Below are 15270 nucleotides of genomic sequence, written 5' to 3' on the forward strand. Positions count from 1 at the left end.
AGAGGTCGGAGATTCTGAAAGCTTGAGGGTTTGACGGTGCTTACAACTTCCGATTCTTCCAAAACCGAGCGGCGAAAGGCACCTTCGCAGAAACGCGCAAGCCGCTGGTGGCTCTGGCTTGCCATTGCCGCAATCGTCGCTGGCGCGAGCTGGTATTTTTACGGGTCGGGACAGGCCGGCGGGCAGAAGACGAGCTATCTTGCCGAAACGGTCAAGCGCGGAGACATCGAAAACGCCATCACCGCTGTCGGCACACTCAGCGCGCTGCGCAGCATCAATGTCGGCGCCCAGGTATCCGGTCAGCTTAAAAGTGTGAAGGTCGAGGTAGGTGATCAGGTCAAGCAGGGTCAGCTTATTGCTGAAATCGACCCCTCGCCTTTCGAGAAGAAAGTGGAAATCGCAAGCGCGCAGCTCGACAATCTCAAGGCACAGCTTTTGAGCAAGGAAGCCCAGCTAACCCTGAAGAAAGCCAATGCCGCACGCCAGCGCTCGCTTCTGGCCACGCGCGGCGTATCGCAGTCCACCGTCGATCAGGCCGATGCCGACCTTGCCATGGCCGATGCGGATGTGAAGGCGCTCGGCGCGCAAATCCGCCAGCAAGAGGCCCAGCTTGCCAGCGACAAGGTCGATCTCGGCTACACCAAGATCTACAGCCCCATGGAAGGCACGGTCGTCGATCAGGCGGCCAAGGAAGGGGAAACCCTGAATGCCGTGCAAAGCGCGCCGACCATCGTGACCGTGGCCGACCTCAAAGTCATGACGGTGGAAGCGCAGGTGTCGGAAGCCGACATCGGCAGGCTGAAACCCGGAATGCCGGTCTATTTCACTCTGCTCGGCCAGCCTGAAAAGCGCTTCACCGGCACGCTGCGCCAGATCAAGCCGACGCCCGCGACCGAAAACAATGTCGTACTCTATTATGCTCTGTTCGACGTTCCGAACCCGACTGGCGAACTGATGATCGATATGAGCACACAGGTCTATTTCATTCTTGATGAGGCGAAGGACGTGTTGATCGTTCCCTCTTCGGCGCTGAACTACAAGCGCGAAGGCCAGAACCAGAAAGGCAAGCCGCAAATTTCGGTCAACGTCGTCAGCGACAACGGCTCGGTCATCGAACGTCAGGTCCAGATCGGCGTACGCAATCGCGTACAGGCCGAAGTCAAAAGCGGCCTTGAGGAAGGCGACAAGGTCGTCGTCACCAGCGCTTCCAGCGGTGCCGAAGCCGCCGCGGGACAGCGTGGCCGCAGGCCGGGCATGCGTCTGTTCTGATGAGCCACCCCATGCCCGACAATCCCGTATCCAAATCGCCCCTCATCAGACTGGATGATATCCGCAAGACCTATCACAATGGCGATCTTACCGTTGAGGTACTGCACGGCATAACGCTCGATATCCAGGCTGGAGAGTTCGTCGCGATCATGGGCGCGTCTGGCTCCGGCAAATCAACGCTGATGAACATTCTAGGCTGTCTCGACAGCCCGAGCGGCGGGCAATATCTCCTCGATGGCGAGGACGTCTCGACACTGGATGCCGATGCACTGGCGGCATTGCGCCGCCGCACATTCGGTTTCGTCTTCCAGAGCTACAACCTCATCTCGACCTCGACTGCACAGGAAAACGTCGAAGTGCCTGCGATCTACGCGGGCCTGCCCGCATCGGATCGACAAGCGCGTGCCGCCGAACTGCTCAACTCGCTTAAGCTCGGTGATCGCCTTGATCATCGTCCGAACCAGCTTTCCGGCGGCCAGCAGCAGCGCGTCTCCATTGCCCGCGCGCTCATGAATGGCGGACGTATCATCCTTGCCGACGAACCGACCGGAGCGCTCGACAGCCAGAGCGGGGAGGATGTGATGGAACTGCTGCGCTCCATGCATCGGCAGGGACATACGGTCATTGTCATCACCCATGCCCGCGAAGTGGCCGAACGCGCCGACCGGCTGATCGAAATCCGCGACGGCCAGATACTCTCCGATACTGTAAAGCGCGCCATTCCCGATACTCAGGCGCCATTCCGGTTGGAGAAGAGCATTGAAGGAAGTTCCGCCCGTATCGCTGATGTTTCGGAAGCGGTGAAGATGGCAATGCGCGCATTGCGGGCCAATATCTTCCGGACGATCCTCACTCTGCTCGGCATTATTATCGGCGTCAGTTCCGTGGTGACAATGCTCGCCATCGGCACAGGCGCACAGAACTCGATTCTCGACCGCATCAATGCAATGGGCACCGATCTTATTCTGGTGCGTCCCTCCATGGCGGGTTTCCGAGCGACCGGCTCAATAGCGACTTTGGTTCCCGAAGACGCCACCGCCATCCTGGAACTGCCGAACATCAGAACCGCCGTTCCCGAAGTCACCGGCACGGTGACGCTGCGCCGTGGCAACGTCGACTACCAGTCGCAGGCAAACGGGACTGTTCCCGCCTTTTCCGAGGCCAAATCGTGGAAGGTTGCCACAGGCGATTTCATCAGCCAGAGCGATATGGACAATTATGCGCCCGTCGCGGTTCTGGGCAAAACTGTCGTCAACACGCTGTTCCCTGACGGCAGCAATCCCATCGGCCAATATATCCTGATCCAGAAAATTCCGTTTCAGGTGATCGGAACACTGGAGCCGAAGGGCGCAGGCTTTGGCGGTTCGGATCAGGACGATGTGGTCGTCGTGCCGCTTTCAACCGGCAATTTGCGGCTGTTCGGACAAAAATATGTGCGCACCATCACAGTGCAGGTAAAGGATTCGGACCTCATCAACACGACGCAGGAACAGATTCAGAACCTGCTCGACCAGCGCCACAAGAAACGCGACACGATGATAACCAACATGTCCTCCATCCGCGAGGACGCGACGGCGATGGGCAATACGATGACACTGTTTCTGGGGTCCGTCGCCGCAATCTCGCTTCTGGTCGGCGGCATCGGCGTCATGAACATCATGCTGGTGAGCGTGACCGAGCGCACGCGTGAGATCGGCGTGCGGATGGCAACCGGCGCACGCCGACGCGATATCCTGCTGCAATTCATCACCGAGGCATTGACCGTATCAGCCATTGGTGGCGCGTTTGGCGTCGTGATTGGGCTGGGCGCTGCGGCGATCGCTGACTGGGCCGGTCTTTCGGTCGGCTACAGCATGGGGCCCGTCCTGCTGGCCTTCGCCTGTGCTTTCGCCACCGGTCTGATCTTCGGCTTCCTGCCTGCACGCAAGGCTTCTCGCCTGCTCCCGGCTGTGGCACTGTCATCGGAATAGTGAAACGCCGTTTGGGAGGCAGCACAGCGATGATTCCCTTCAAGCAAAGCCTGTTCGCAGTCGCAATAATGTCTGTCGCCGTTGCTGCCCTGACGCAGCCTGGCCGCACCGAAAGCTGCAACCGCGAGAGCTTTGAGAATGCGGATTACATCATCTGCGATGCCAAGGCCGATGGTGCAGGCTTGCACCTGTTCTGGAAAAATGCGGATGGCGAGCCCTATCGCAATTTTTCAAAACTGGCCGATGCCGCCGCAAGCCAGGGCAAGACACTGCTTTTCGCGCTCAATGCCGGAATGTACCAGCCTGATTTTTCACCGATGGGCCTCTACGTCGAAGATGGCCGCGAGCTTCGTCCGGCAAGCAAGACAACGCCTGTTCGCGGGTCCGCTCCTGTGCCTAATTTCTACAAAAAGCCGAACGGCATCTTCTATCTCGGCGCAAAGGGTGCGGACATTCTGCCAACAGACCGTTTCCTGAAACAAAAGATCAAGCCGCTAATGGCCACCCAATCGGGGCCGATGCTGGTCATCCGCAACAGGATCAATCCGATTTTCATCATCGGCTCAACCGACAAGACCCGGCGCAGCGGTGTCGGAGTTTGCGATGGCGGCGCGATCCGCTTGGCAGTCAGCGAGGACGCGGTCAATTTCCACGACTTCGCAAGACTGTTCCGAGACCATCTCAAATGCCCCAATGCCTTGTTTCTCGACGGCGGCGGCGGTGCTGGCATCTATGTTCCAACGCTGGAGCGGAACGACATATCCTGGCACGGCGGCTATGGTCCGATGTTCGGGCTTATGGAGTGATGCAGAACCTGCAGAAATGGAAGAGGTCGGCCTGATTTACAGAACGGCCTTTCAGATAATTCCCGCTTGACCGTCTATTTGAACAGCAGCGGCAAGGTGATAGGCATGCGCGCTTTGGCAATGGCTGCCGGCGGCGCAGGCACCGGAGAGGCGCGACGTGCAGCTTCCAACGCGAGCCTGTCTGCGTCCGGATTTCCGGACGAACCGGCCAGACGAGCCGAGAGCACATTACCCGAAGGATCAATCACGAAGGTAACCTGAACGAGCCCCTTGGCATTACGTGATCTGCGCTGCAGGAAGCGCACATTGCGTGCCATATGGGACTGGAGCTTTGAAGTCCATTTTGCTGAGCTGACCCCAGCCGAAGCCGAGTTTTCACCTTGACGGTTTGCTGCAGCCTTCACACCCGCATCTGCATCCACGCGCGGTGCAGCGGCCAGGCGGGTTTCTCGCGCTTTCTCGGCCTTCTTTGGCTGTGGCTTTTCTACCTTGGCCGGTTTCCGCTTTTCGACCTTTTTCGGTTCCGGTTTCACTTCCGGCTTTTCGACCGGCAGCGGAACTGCGATTTCAGGCTTCTCAGCCTCAACCACATCAGGAACCACTTCTTTCGGCTCCTGAATGGCCTGTGGTTCAGGCTCAGGTTCGGGTGGTGTCACCTCTTCCGGTTCTGGCTGCGGGGTCGGTTCAGGCTCGATCTGTTCCTGCGGCACTTCAGCCGTTTCTGGCTGGGCTTCCTCCGCAATCTGTTCTTCCATCGGCGCTTCCGGCTCCGGCGCAAACTCCACCACCATTGCGGCAACCTGGGCGCCGTCGGGTTGGTCTTCTTCCTGTGCCATATGGACGGCATAGGCGCCAGCGGCGTGAACTGTCAGAACAATAATGCCCGCGCCAAGCCAGCGCCCCGCATCATGCCAGAAGGAATGATGATGAGTGTCAGCCGAAGCCACCTTTACCGGGGGATGGTCGGGCGGGAGTGCATTCATTGCGCAACTCCCTGCGATGTCGGTGCGGAAGACGACGCCGGATCGGCCCCGGTAGGATTCGCGCCCACTGTTTCGAGCCCTACCAGTGCGATCTTCAGATAACCTGCCTCACGCAGAAGATTCATCACCCGCATCAGCTCGCCATAGCCGACATTCTTGTCGGCACGCAAAAATATCCGCGCTTCCTTGTTTTTCTCGGACTGGCCATCCAGTACCACACCAAGGCGCTCGCGGGCCACTACATCATTGCCGACACTGATGCTGAGATCGTCCTTCAAGGTCACATAGAGCGGCTTGTCGGGGCGCGGGGCTGGCGCTGCCGTCGAGGCAGGCAAATCCACCTTCACGTCCACAGTCGCCAGAGGTGCTGCCACCATGAAAATGATGAGCAGAACCAGCATGACATCGATGAAGGGCGTCACGTTGATCTCGTGATTCAGCTCGAGATCGTCACCGCTGCCTTCGCGAACTTTACCAGCCATGGTGTTTACTCCGCTGCGTGCAGCGTGCCTTCACGCACACCGGCCGTTCTGAAATCGAGGTCGCGGCTGACAAGTCGTTCTACCCCTGCCGAAGCATCGGCCAGGAGAGACCGGTATCCGGTGATGGAACGGGCGAACACGTTATAGATAACCACGGCAGGAATAGCGGCGACGAGACCGATGGCCGTCGCAAGCAGCGCTTCGGCAATACCTGGCGCCACCACGGCGAGGTTCGTGGTCTGCGCCTGACTGATATTGATGAACGAGTTCATGATGCCCCAGACCGTGCCGAACAGGCCGACAAACGGCGCGACCGAACCGATGGTCGCAAGTATGCCGGTGCCCTTGGAAAGACGACGCCCGGCCTTGGCTTCGATACGCGACAGGCGCGACGAAACACGCTCCTTGAGACCTTCGCCACCGGCACGAGCCAGCGCTGGCACCGAAAGGCGCACTTCGTCTTCCGCAGCGCGGACCAGAATTGCGCCCGGCCCCTTGGCGCCGTCGAGCGCGCGGACAGCTTCGGCGAGCGTTGCCGAATGACCGATAACTTTCAATGCCTTGGTGGCACGGCGGCGTGCACCGGCCAGCTCGAGCGTCTTGGCAACCCAGACCGTCCATGTGGCGAGCGAAGCCAGTGCCAGACCGATCATCACGGCCTTCACAACCCAATCCGCAGCCATGAACATGCCCCATGGCGAAAGGTCATGCGGAAGAATCAAACCGTTCTCGCTTTCAACCGGCGCGGCGGCGGGAGCTGCAGCAGGCACTGTATTGGCTGGTGCGGGACTGGAAGACGCCTCTATAGAAGGGGCAGTAGGGACATTCGTCGACGGGGTTGCATTCTGGCCCCCATCTTGGGCCAATGCAGAAGCTGCACCCAGCAAGCCGATGCTCATCGCCGCAGCCATGAAACCTTTTCGCCAGAAACCAGTCATTTTGATCGCCTTTTGATTGTTCAAATCTGCGCGCACATGACCAAACTTCATGCAGGCCGTCGCGCCGCCTGTTGGGCTTCTTCTTAACGCCCAATAATATGATGACGCAAGTCATGTTTTAGTTTCAAAGGCATTTTCGTCCTGCAATCCAAGGACAGGCAAACAATTTTCGGCGCTTGCCTTTTTGCCAGTTGCACATTCGTGACAAATCAGACCTGATAGGGTGAAACAACCGCCTGAGGATTGGATTTAAAAGAGAATTCCAGGCGCGGGAGGAGTATAGTTCCGGCCAGGCCGGCATTCTGGAGGACATGCCAATGATGCTCAAGGATATTCAGACACTTGAACATGCGGCACGCACCGCCATGGCGGGAAATGACGATCCACTTCCGGTACAGCAGCGTTCACTGAAGCCAACCCATATCGGAGTGGCATTCATCATGCTGGCAGGAGCAGCTTATCTGCTGCTGGCCTGAAACGCAGCACTTCAACTCAAGGGAGCACCTGCCCCATTTCAGTCACAGAGAAGACATGCGCTTCATAATTTCGACGTGCGAATAACACAGATTTTGAGCGGAACTGAAACACTTTCCACTCGTTTTTTCTCCTGTTGACGGCGAGATACCCTCTCGCCTTCGGTTTGCCTTAATTACCGACAGGAGTTTCCATGAAAAGACTTCTCGCCTCCACGGCTCTTGCCGCGCTGATCGCCCTGCCCGCCTTCGCGCAGGATGGTTCACCGATCTTCTCCGATGAGAAACAGGAAAAGCCGATTGCCAGCGAGAACGGTTACTTCGTGGCATCGCCCGGCCAGCTTCTGGTGTCGGGCTTCATCGGACAGGCGGTCTATAATGGCCCTTCCAACGATGCCGCGAATATCGGTACAGTGAATGACATGATCCTCGGCGCCGACGGCAGCCCCCAGGCCGTTGTCATCGGAGTGGGTGGCTTTCTCGGTGTGGGGGAAAAGAATGTCGCAATCGGCTTCGACCATCTGTCTTGGGTGGTTCGCGATAACGGCAAGCGCTGGCTGATTGTGGATGCCACCAAGGAGCAGCTTGAGAAAGCGCCGGCATTTGACCGCAGCGCGGCCTTTGAAGCGGATGGAGCGCCACGTACGGAGCCGCCCGTCGCCCAAAAGACGATCACGATGCAGAAGGCCGACAGGGAGGCCGCCGAGGGCATGAAGCCGGTGCCCTCCGAAGGACTAAGCGCCGACAAGCTGATCGGCGCTACAGTTTTCGGCGCGGATGAGACAAAAATCGGCACAGTGGGCGATGTACTGATGTCCGCTGACGGTCAAACAGAGGCCTTTGTGGTCGATGTGGGCGGTTTCCTCGGCATCAACTCCAAGCCGGTAGCCGTTTCCATTGCAAATCTGGATGTGGCGACCGGCAAGGACGACAAGTTGAATGTCTTCACACAATTCACCAAGGAACAGCTCGAAGCGCAGCCTGCCTATTCGGATGAAGCCTACAAGAAGGACCCGGAAGGTACGATCCTTCACGGCGAAGCGGAGTAGATTCCGTGACGGTTACGGAAGCATTGCACACGATGCTTCCGCGTCTTACCGGCAATCACGCCTGTGTTTACCCCGGTATTTACCATGACTTGCGACGACCGGCCGGTATGGTTGCCGGTGACGGGATTGCATGCAACCATTAAGTCGTCTGCACGTTATCCAAACGATAGGCAGAGAATGAACAGGAGAGCCGATATGGCGCGAGCATCCGCGAAGACAAACAAAATCGAAGAAAAGATTGAAGAAGCACTGACCGATGCCAGCACGCAAGATCTTCAGGCTCAGGTTGAGCAACTGAAAGAAGACATTGCTGCCATTGCGGCAACACTTGCCAATCTCGGTTCGCAGACGGTCCGCGATGCGAAACGTAGCGCGAAGGAAACCTATAAGAGTGCCTATGTTCAAGGTGAGGACGCCATCGACGATCTACGCAACAAGGCGCAGGATGTGGAAGCCCAGCTAACGGCAACGGTGCGCGAACGCCCGATTGCATCCCTCGCAACTGCACTCGGTGTCGGCTATCTGCTGGCCCTCCTCTCGCGCCGCTGAGGCGGATCATGTTGAAAGCTCTCATGCCCCTGTTGGCTGCAATGGCAGGCGAGGAAGTCAAGTTCGTCGTCGGCCAAACAAAACGCGCGGCGCTTTTCTGTGCGGCCATCGCCATTTTCGTGATCATCGCGATCACCTTTCTCTGCGTCGCCGCCTTTCTCGCGCTGGCGCAGAGCTATGGCGGGCCGCTGGCGGCTCTCATCCTTGCTGCATTGTCGCTTATCGTGGCGCTGCTCATTCTCGCAGTGCTGAAAATTAGGGCCGCGTCCGAAGCCAAAAAACGCAAGCAGAAAATGGAAGCCGACAAATCGGCAATGGTGGCGACGGCAGCAATCGCAACGGTGCCTGCTATCCTCAAGCGGCCAATACTCGCCGCCGCCCTGCCGCTTGCGGGCATTGCTCTGGTCTCACTTCTTTCAGACAAGAAAAAGCGCCCTCCGCAAAGCTGACCGCATCACGCCCATGAGGCAAACGCCGACATTATTTTGTCGGCGTTTTCATTTCCTACCGTGATCTGTTTCCGACATTGTCATCCGTCGGATGTGTGCGCTGAGCAATTGTCGGAAAGTATCAAACATCACATTCATGCGCCAGCGACGACAGGCGGACAACAACCCTGGTTCCGACACCGTCATCTGTCTTGCAGTAAACCGGCTTTTCGCCGAACTGCATGCAAAGCTGCTCGACAACCAGTGTACCAAGACCGTTCTTTTCGCCTGTTTTCTGATGGTCCTTGTCGAAGCCCACACCGTCATCTTCCACGACCAGAACAGGAACTGAGTCATCTCCCGGCTTCATGCTGATCCAAATGTGCCCTTCCGAACGTCCCTTGAATGCATGCTTGATCGCATTGGTAACCAGCTCGCCCAGAATAATACCGATCGTCGTTACATCACGCGCTTTGAGATCCAGTGGTGCGAAATCGGTCGTGAACCCGATCTTGCGGTCCTGCCCGATTGCGTTGCGAATATCGTTGATGACGGTTTCCAGAAAGTCGTCGACGCGGGCGGATTCCATGTCCTCGCCCAGACGCAGGCGCCGGTGCGCCGTCGACACGGTCTGGACACGATCACGAGCGGCGGCCAGAGCGGCACGTGCGTCCTCGCTCCGCGTCTGACGCATCTGAAGGCCAAGCAGGGATGAAACCGTTGCCAGAGAATTGCCGATACGATGATTGGTGTCCTGCAACAAAAGCTCGACCCGCTCGCGCTCGCGCTCTGCAATGCGGCGTTCCTGCTCAAGCTCGGCGGTCCGTTCCTTCACGCGCTGTTCCAGCAATTGCTTTTCGGACAGTAGCGCCGTCTGTCCCTCGAACATCGATCGTGCATAACGCTGAACACGGCTGAACAGCAGAAGCGCCAGCATGGCGGCCGAAGCAAGCGCTACCATGGACGTCGCCGTCATCCAGTAGCGCATGACTCCGATCCGCTTGTTGCGTTCCAAAAGCTGTTGTTCTTCCGCATCGATAAATTGCGTAACGGTGTTGGCTAGCTGATCCATCAGCACCTTGCCTTCATCACCACGCACTTTCTCAACCGCCGCCGCAACGTCGCCCGACTGGGCAAGATTGACCGTCTCGCGAACATCTTCCTGTTCGCGCTCGACCAGCGCGCGAATCTGCTTGACCCGCGCCTCCTGCAACGGATTCTCGTCCGTCAGGGCTTCGAGATCAGTCAGCGTCTTTTCCACACTCAGGATCGTATTTCGATAAAGATCGAGATAGGACTCATCCAGCGTCAGAAGATAACCGCGGCGGCTCATCTCGATATTGCTTGCAAGACGGGCAACCTTGTCGACCTGCTGACGCAAAGCGTAATTGCGGGAAATATCGACGACTTGATGACTGACCCCGGACGACAGAAAAAGCGTCATGATCGCCGACAGCAGCACAAGGCCAAGCGAGACGATAACCGCAACCGGCTTCGACGACGATTGAAGCAGTTTTTGCAACAAGGCTGATGGCAAGGACGCAACCCACAAATAAACGATCACTCTGCTGATAAGAATATCAGCAGAAGCTAACCTACAATTGGCTGGAGAAAATGCAATCGCTGTGGGCGAAAACAGGTGACTGTTTAAGATTGTGGAGCATGTCGTTCAAAAGCGGAAACCGATTTTGAGGTAAAGACATATGACACGCCATGTAGGGAAATCTGTCCAATGGACAAACAGCCGGAACGCGGACCCGATTCAATCAGATCGAAACGCGCTCTAAAGAGTTCCCCCCTTTTCCGTCGGAAAGAGGGGGGGCAAGAACTCTTGTGTTACGCGAAGCTTCTCAGAGTTGCCCGCGATGAATCGGCATCCGGGCCATAATCGCTTTCGCCTTCGATCTTGAGAATTTCCTGCAGACGCGTCCGAGCGCGGCTGACACGGCTCTTGATCGTGCCAACGGCACAACCGCAGATTTCTGCAGCTTCTTCATAGGCGAAGCCCGAAGCGCCGATCAGAATGATCGCTTCGCGCTGATCGTCGGGCAATTGCTCCAATGCTGCACGGAAATCCTGCAGATCGAGCGTGCCATATTGCGAAGGATGCACGGCGAGCTGCTCGCTGAAAACGCCATCCGTGTCCTGCACCTCGCGACCGCGCTTGCGCATCTGTGTGTAGAACTCGTTGCGCAAAATGGTGAAGAGCCAAGCCTTCATATTCGTCCCCATTTCAAAGGACTCCTGCTTGGCCCACGCCTTCATAATCGTATCCTGTACGAGATCATCAGCCTTGTCGTGCTGGCCGATCAGCGACACCGCAAAGGCGCGAAGACTCGGCAGCGATGACAGAAGCTCCCGCTTGAACTGCGCATTGCTTTCAACCGACTGACCGGGTGCTGTGTTCACGCATACTCTCCTGTTCAGCCTGATCGAGTTTTTGGAGAAGATCGAGGAACCGATCCGGGATCGTCTCATCCTGTATCGAGGTGTACAGTGCCTTTAGTTTCAATCCGACTTCGCAATTTGGTCCTAATATATCCTTCTGAACGCGCCGGGACGACCGAACCCCAGCTCCATTCATTTGAAGGTTTTCTTTTTCTGCCATATCTTGATCGTTCCGGGCTGATTGCCCTACCCTATTAATCTAAGCCCCTGCTTGTCCGGGAAATGCACGGACTATCAAAAAGTTCCCTAATATATCTCCCAATGTCGGAACTTTTTTCGAGGCGCCCCGTTTAGAGTAGCATAATGCTGCGCTCAAAGCATGGGTGGGAGAGGACAAGAACCTTGTCCACACATGTACATTGAATGAACGAAAGCGGCAGTTGAGGAGTTCCAATACCATGACGTTATCGACGCGTATCGCGCCGCACCTTCCCTATCTCCGTCGTTTTTCTCGTGCTCTTACCGGTTCCCAGGCTTCCGGTGACGCTTACGTAGCGGCTGCCCTCGAAGCCCTGATTGCAGATGTGAGCATTTTTCCGGACGCGTCTTCCGACCGGATCGGCCTCTATCGCCTTTTCTGCCATCTTTATAAGACGGCTTCCGTTCGAGTGCCGGAATCGGCATCTGAGTTTGCGTGGGAACAGCAGGCGGCAAGAAATCTTTCGCATATCGCGCCCCTGCCGCGTCAGGCATTCCTGCTTGTGGCGGTGGAAGGTTTCTCCGACAAGGAAGCCGCCGAAATTCTTGAACTGGACGATGCTGAGTTGAGCCGTGCGCTTTCGTCTGCATCGACTGACATCTCGCGTCAGGTCGCGACACGCATCATGATCATCGAGGACGAACCACTGATCGCGATGGATATTGAGCAGATGGTTGAAAGCCTCGGCCATGAAGTGGTTGGCATCGCACGCACCAAGGACGAGGCGCTGGCGCTCTACAAGCAGGAAAAGCCGCGCATGGTATTGGCCGATATTCAGCTTGCCGATGGCAGCTCCGGCATCGATGCAGTGAATGAAATCCTGCAGAACGACACCATCCCGGTCATTTTCATCACTGCCTTCCCGGAACGTCTTCTGACGGGTGAACGCCCGGAACCGACCTTCCTCGTCACCAAGCCGTTTAATCCAGATATGGTGAAAGCGCTGATCAGCCAGGCTCTCTTCTTTGAAGAGGCCTCGCAAGTCGCCGCCTAAAACCAACGATCACAAACTCCCGAAAGGCAGACGGCTTCCGGGAGTTGTGCTGTTGGTGCCTGCGCGTCCCGATATCGCGCCGCCTTACATTCTGTTATGAGTATTTAGAGTTGTGAGCGCCTTATTTTTCCCGAAACCACGGAACCAATACGGCTTCAATGTCGTTTCTTCTTCACACAATAAAGAGGAGATCAGACATGCTTTATTATGCGCTCGTATTCCTTGTGGTGGCACTCGTGGCAGGTGCGCTCGGCTTTGGCGGCATCGCTGGTGCGTCAGCCGGTATAGCGCAGATTCTGTTCTTCGTATTCCTTGCTCTGCTCGTCGTTTCGCTCATCGCCTCGGCGATCCGCAAGGCGTAACAGATAGAAAATCAAAGGTTATTTTTGACCTGACGATACACCAGCCTATATTGCAGTTTGATGAGATCGTCCGCCGCATACGACTATGCGGCGGTTTACTGGTTCCAAAATCCGGGGCAGTTCAAGGATCAGAAGATGATCTTTCGATCCAGACCCGCCAACCGGTCGATGAAATGGACGCCATGGCACGGAAATTTCCGCTCAGTTCTCCCCGAACTTTTGCCGCTTTGACAATAGGCGATTTCAGTTCGGTTGTTGGATAATCGGGGCAAACATGACCGCTGGCACAAAATTCACACTGCAGGAAACCGAGCCCGATGCCGCCCGCCTGCGCGCATTGCTGAGAGCAGTGCGCAACAGCAATGTCTGCGTGCTCTACCAGACACCCGACCTGGTTTATTCATGGGGAGAAAACATCCCGTTCTACTGGCAGGAAAAGTGGAAAGTCGGCGGCAGCGATTGCGATTTCATTTTCTCCGCTACCTTGCACAAGCTTGACAGCGCGAAGCGCGCGGCGCTTGAAAGCGGCGAAGCGCAGAATGTAGAGATCGCCATCAATGATGGTGACAAGCTGCGCTGGATCGAATTCCATATCGACTGCGACCGCGACGACAGCGGCAATATTCTGGGACTCGTGACCACCGCCATCGAAATTAGCGAGCTGAAACGGCGCGAACAGGTGCTGAAAACCTTGTTGCGCGAGGTCAGCCATCGCTCCAAGAACCTTCTGGCCATCGTGCAAAGCATCGCCAGCCAGACGGCACGCTTTACTGATTCCATCGACGACTTTCTGCTGAAGTTTCGCGGGCGGATCCAGTCACTTTCCTATTCGCAGGATCTGGTAACCGATTCAAACTGGCGTGGTGCGCTGTTTCGCGATCTCGTCCATTCGCAGGTCGAGAAATATATCGATGTCAACGACGAGCGCCTGACTATCGAGGGCGATAATCCCTATCTTTTTCCCGGTGCCGCACTGCATGTCGGCCTCGCATTGCATGAACTGGTGGTCAATGCGACCTCCTTCGGCGGTCTTTCGATCCCCTATGGCCGTGTGAAGATTTCAGCCCAGGTCATTCATGTCGCCAGCGGTGATGACAGGCTGGAGTTTCACTGGGAAGAAACCAATCCGGCAATGCCCGAGGTTTTCGAGCACGATCCGCGCTTCGGCAGCGCCGTGCTACAACGCATCGTTCCGTCCGCCGTCAATGGTCACGCTGACTATCGCATCGATGGAACTGGGGCCGTCTATTCTCTTTTCATCCCCACGGAACAGTTCGACGCCTGATCAGGCGGCAATCCCTAGCTACAAAAAAGCCGCCATGGTCAGGCTCGGCCTGAACCACAGCGGCTTGCTCTGAATTTGCGGAACGCCAGCTTTCTAACGTTTGACGGTCAGCGCGGCATTCTCGCCGCTCGCCTCGTGCGGGGAGGTTGAGGCGAACTCTGAAGGCCGTGTGTGGGGGCGGGGTAACGACCTTCATGCGCGCTTAACGCAACAGACGAGACTTGGTTCCGTCAGTTTCTGATTTTTTTGCAGTAAAGTTCGAGCCGGTGATGCACGATCTCGTAACCGAGCGACCTGGCGATCTCTTCTTGCAGTTTTTCGATCTTGTCGGAACGGAACTCCACTACATCTCCCGAATCCATATCGATGATGTGGTCGTGGTGCGCGCCGCTTGCCTGTTCGAACCGCGAAGGCCCTCCGGCAAAGGCGTGCCGGTGGATGGCACCGCGTTCTTCGAGAAGCTTCATCGTGCGATAAACGGTCGAAAGCGAAATACTGCTGTCGATCTCAACCGCGCGGCGAAAAATTTCCAGCGCGTCAGGATGATCTTCCGTCTCGGTTAAAATGTTCAGGATGATCCGGCGCGGCCGCGTGATGCGAACGCCTGCCTGGCGCAGTTCCTGTTCATAATCGGGCTTCTTGTACGATTCTCTCATGGGCGGATTATGCACCGTCGCACGGCCAGTTGCAAATTTTTGCAACTGGAACCTGCCCGATCTCCCCAACCCATTATTGTCGACGCACCTCAGTGACTAATATCCAGTAAGCGTTTGAAATCGGGCACGACGGCCTTGTCGTTCAAATTGTACTGTCCCCTGCCCACCCGCACAAAAAGCGCGTGGTCTTCCGGTCGGTTGTCCGTGCAGTTTTCGGCAAGAAACGAGAAATATCGGGAATAAGGCCAGCCGGGAGCAATCCGTCGCACATCTCTCGGCGAGAAAGGTTCAGTAAGAATACCTTCCACCCTGACAGCATTATGGATTTGAGGATAAATATTCGATCCAATTTTCCACATGCAGCGATTTTATCACCACC

Annotated in this window: 18 protein-coding genes; 10 read left to right on the plus strand and 8 right to left on the minus strand. The window is 56.6% G+C overall.

Features of this window, described 5'->3' with window-relative positions:
- Positions 1-36 precede the first annotated feature (36 nt).
- From FJQ48_RS02925 to FJQ48_RS02935, 3 genes are read left to right on the plus strand one after another with little or no spacing between them, the layout of a single operon-like run.
- Complete coding sequence (locus FJQ48_RS02925) at positions 37-1269, plus strand: efflux RND transporter periplasmic adaptor subunit (protein ID WP_139973724.1); 1233 nt, start codon at positions 37-39, stop codon at positions 1267-1269.
- Positions 1269-3239 carry a MacB family efflux pump subunit gene (locus FJQ48_RS02930; protein ID WP_139973725.1) on the plus strand — a complete coding sequence of 657 codons (1971 nt, stop codon included), beginning with the start codon at positions 1269-1271 and terminating at the stop codon, positions 3237-3239. Before FJQ48_RS02925 ends, FJQ48_RS02930 begins: the two co-directional genes overlap by 1 nt.
- 29 nt (positions 3240-3268) lie before the next feature.
- Complete coding sequence (locus FJQ48_RS02935; protein ID WP_139973726.1) at positions 3269-4045, plus strand: phosphodiester glycosidase family protein; 777 nt, start codon at positions 3269-3271, stop codon at positions 4043-4045.
- 74 nt (positions 4046-4119) lie between these two features.
- Here FJQ48_RS02935 and FJQ48_RS02940 read toward each other — a convergent pair whose 3' ends face one another.
- From FJQ48_RS02940 to exbB, 3 genes are read right to left on the minus strand one after another with little or no spacing between them, the layout of a single operon-like run.
- On the minus strand, positions 4120-5028 hold the full coding sequence (locus FJQ48_RS02940; RefSeq protein WP_139973727.1) for an energy transducer TonB: 909 nt from the start codon (positions 5026-5028) through the stop codon (positions 4120-4122).
- Positions 5025-5510, minus strand: a complete 486-nt coding sequence (exbD, locus tag FJQ48_RS02945; protein WP_139973728.1) for a TonB system transport protein ExbD — start codon at positions 5508-5510, stop codon at positions 5025-5027. The genes FJQ48_RS02940 and exbD overlap by 4 nt, the downstream gene beginning before the upstream one ends.
- 5 nt (positions 5511-5515) lie before the next feature.
- Positions 5516-6484 carry a tonB-system energizer ExbB gene (exbB, locus tag FJQ48_RS02950; RefSeq protein ID WP_139973883.1) on the minus strand — a complete coding sequence of 323 codons (969 nt, stop codon included), beginning with the start codon at positions 6482-6484 and terminating at the stop codon, positions 5516-5518.
- A 281-nt stretch (positions 6485-6765) separates the two neighbouring features.
- On the opposite strand from exbB, the gene FJQ48_RS22275 reads away from it, so the two are divergent.
- The 4 genes from FJQ48_RS22275 (at position 6766) to FJQ48_RS02965 (ending at position 8968) form a co-directional block, all read left to right on the plus strand.
- The gene (locus FJQ48_RS22275; RefSeq protein ID WP_180350099.1) at positions 6766-6924 is read left to right on the plus strand and encodes a hypothetical protein; all 159 of its coding nucleotides are present in this window, start codon (positions 6766-6768) and stop codon (positions 6922-6924) included.
- A gap of 191 nt (positions 6925-7115) precedes the next feature.
- A complete protein-coding gene (locus FJQ48_RS02955) occupies positions 7116-7970 on the plus strand; it encodes a PRC-barrel domain-containing protein (RefSeq protein WP_139973729.1) in 855 nt (284 codons plus the stop codon).
- Positions 7971-8165: 195 nt separating this feature from the next.
- Entirely contained in the window at positions 8166-8519 is a 354-nt protein-coding gene (locus FJQ48_RS02960; RefSeq protein ID WP_139973730.1) for a DUF883 family protein, read from the plus strand.
- 8 nt (positions 8520-8527) lie between these two features.
- Positions 8528-8968, plus strand: coding sequence for a hypothetical protein (locus FJQ48_RS02965; RefSeq protein ID WP_139973731.1), 441 nt, complete (start codon positions 8528-8530; stop codon positions 8966-8968).
- Between the two features lie 121 nt (positions 8969-9089).
- On the opposite strand, the gene FJQ48_RS02970 is transcribed toward FJQ48_RS02965, so the two are convergent.
- The 3 genes from FJQ48_RS02970 to FJQ48_RS02980 form a co-directional block, all read right to left on the minus strand.
- On the minus strand, positions 9090-10484 hold the full coding sequence (locus FJQ48_RS02970) for a CHASE3 domain-containing protein (RefSeq protein ID WP_139973884.1): 1395 nt from the start codon (positions 10482-10484) through the stop codon (positions 9090-9092).
- A gap of 299 nt (positions 10485-10783) precedes the next feature.
- Positions 10784-11356: an RNA polymerase sigma factor gene (locus FJQ48_RS02975; RefSeq protein WP_139973732.1), complete on the minus strand. Its 573-nt coding sequence runs from the start codon at positions 11354-11356 to the stop codon at positions 10784-10786.
- On the minus strand, positions 11328-11555 hold the full coding sequence (locus FJQ48_RS02980) for a NepR family anti-sigma factor (RefSeq protein WP_139973733.1): 228 nt from the start codon (positions 11553-11555) through the stop codon (positions 11328-11330). Before FJQ48_RS02980 ends, FJQ48_RS02975 begins: the two co-directional genes overlap by 29 nt.
- 238 nt (positions 11556-11793) lie before the next feature.
- On the opposite strand from FJQ48_RS02980, the gene FJQ48_RS02985 reads away from it, so the two are divergent.
- From FJQ48_RS02985 to FJQ48_RS02995, 3 genes are all read left to right on the plus strand, one after another.
- A complete protein-coding gene (locus FJQ48_RS02985) occupies positions 11794-12588 on the plus strand; it encodes a response regulator (protein ID WP_139973734.1) in 795 nt (264 codons plus the stop codon).
- Positions 12589-12785: 197 nt separating this feature from the next.
- Positions 12786-12950: a DUF1328 domain-containing protein gene (locus FJQ48_RS02990; RefSeq protein ID WP_007876538.1), complete on the plus strand. Its 165-nt coding sequence runs from the start codon at positions 12786-12788 to the stop codon at positions 12948-12950.
- A 274-nt stretch (positions 12951-13224) separates the two neighbouring features.
- Positions 13225-14235, plus strand: coding sequence for a PAS domain-containing sensor histidine kinase (locus tag FJQ48_RS02995; RefSeq protein WP_139973735.1), 1011 nt, complete (start codon positions 13225-13227; stop codon positions 14233-14235).
- A gap of 230 nt (positions 14236-14465) precedes the next feature.
- Here FJQ48_RS02995 and FJQ48_RS03000 read toward each other — a convergent pair whose 3' ends face one another.
- Both FJQ48_RS03000 and FJQ48_RS22640 read right to left on the minus strand, forming a co-directional pair.
- Entirely contained in the window at positions 14466-14891 is a 426-nt protein-coding gene (locus FJQ48_RS03000; RefSeq protein WP_061348088.1) for a Fur family transcriptional regulator, read from the minus strand.
- An 89-nt stretch (positions 14892-14980) separates the two neighbouring features.
- Positions 14981-15250, minus strand: coding sequence for a hypothetical protein (locus FJQ48_RS22640; RefSeq protein WP_139973736.1), 270 nt, complete (start codon positions 15248-15250; stop codon positions 14981-14983).
- Positions 15251-15270 lie beyond the last annotated feature (20 nt).

This window comes from Ochrobactrum sp. CGA5 (assembly GCF_006345815.1).
In the GTDB taxonomy this organism is placed as follows: Bacteria; Pseudomonadota; Alphaproteobacteria; order Rhizobiales; family Rhizobiaceae; genus Brucella.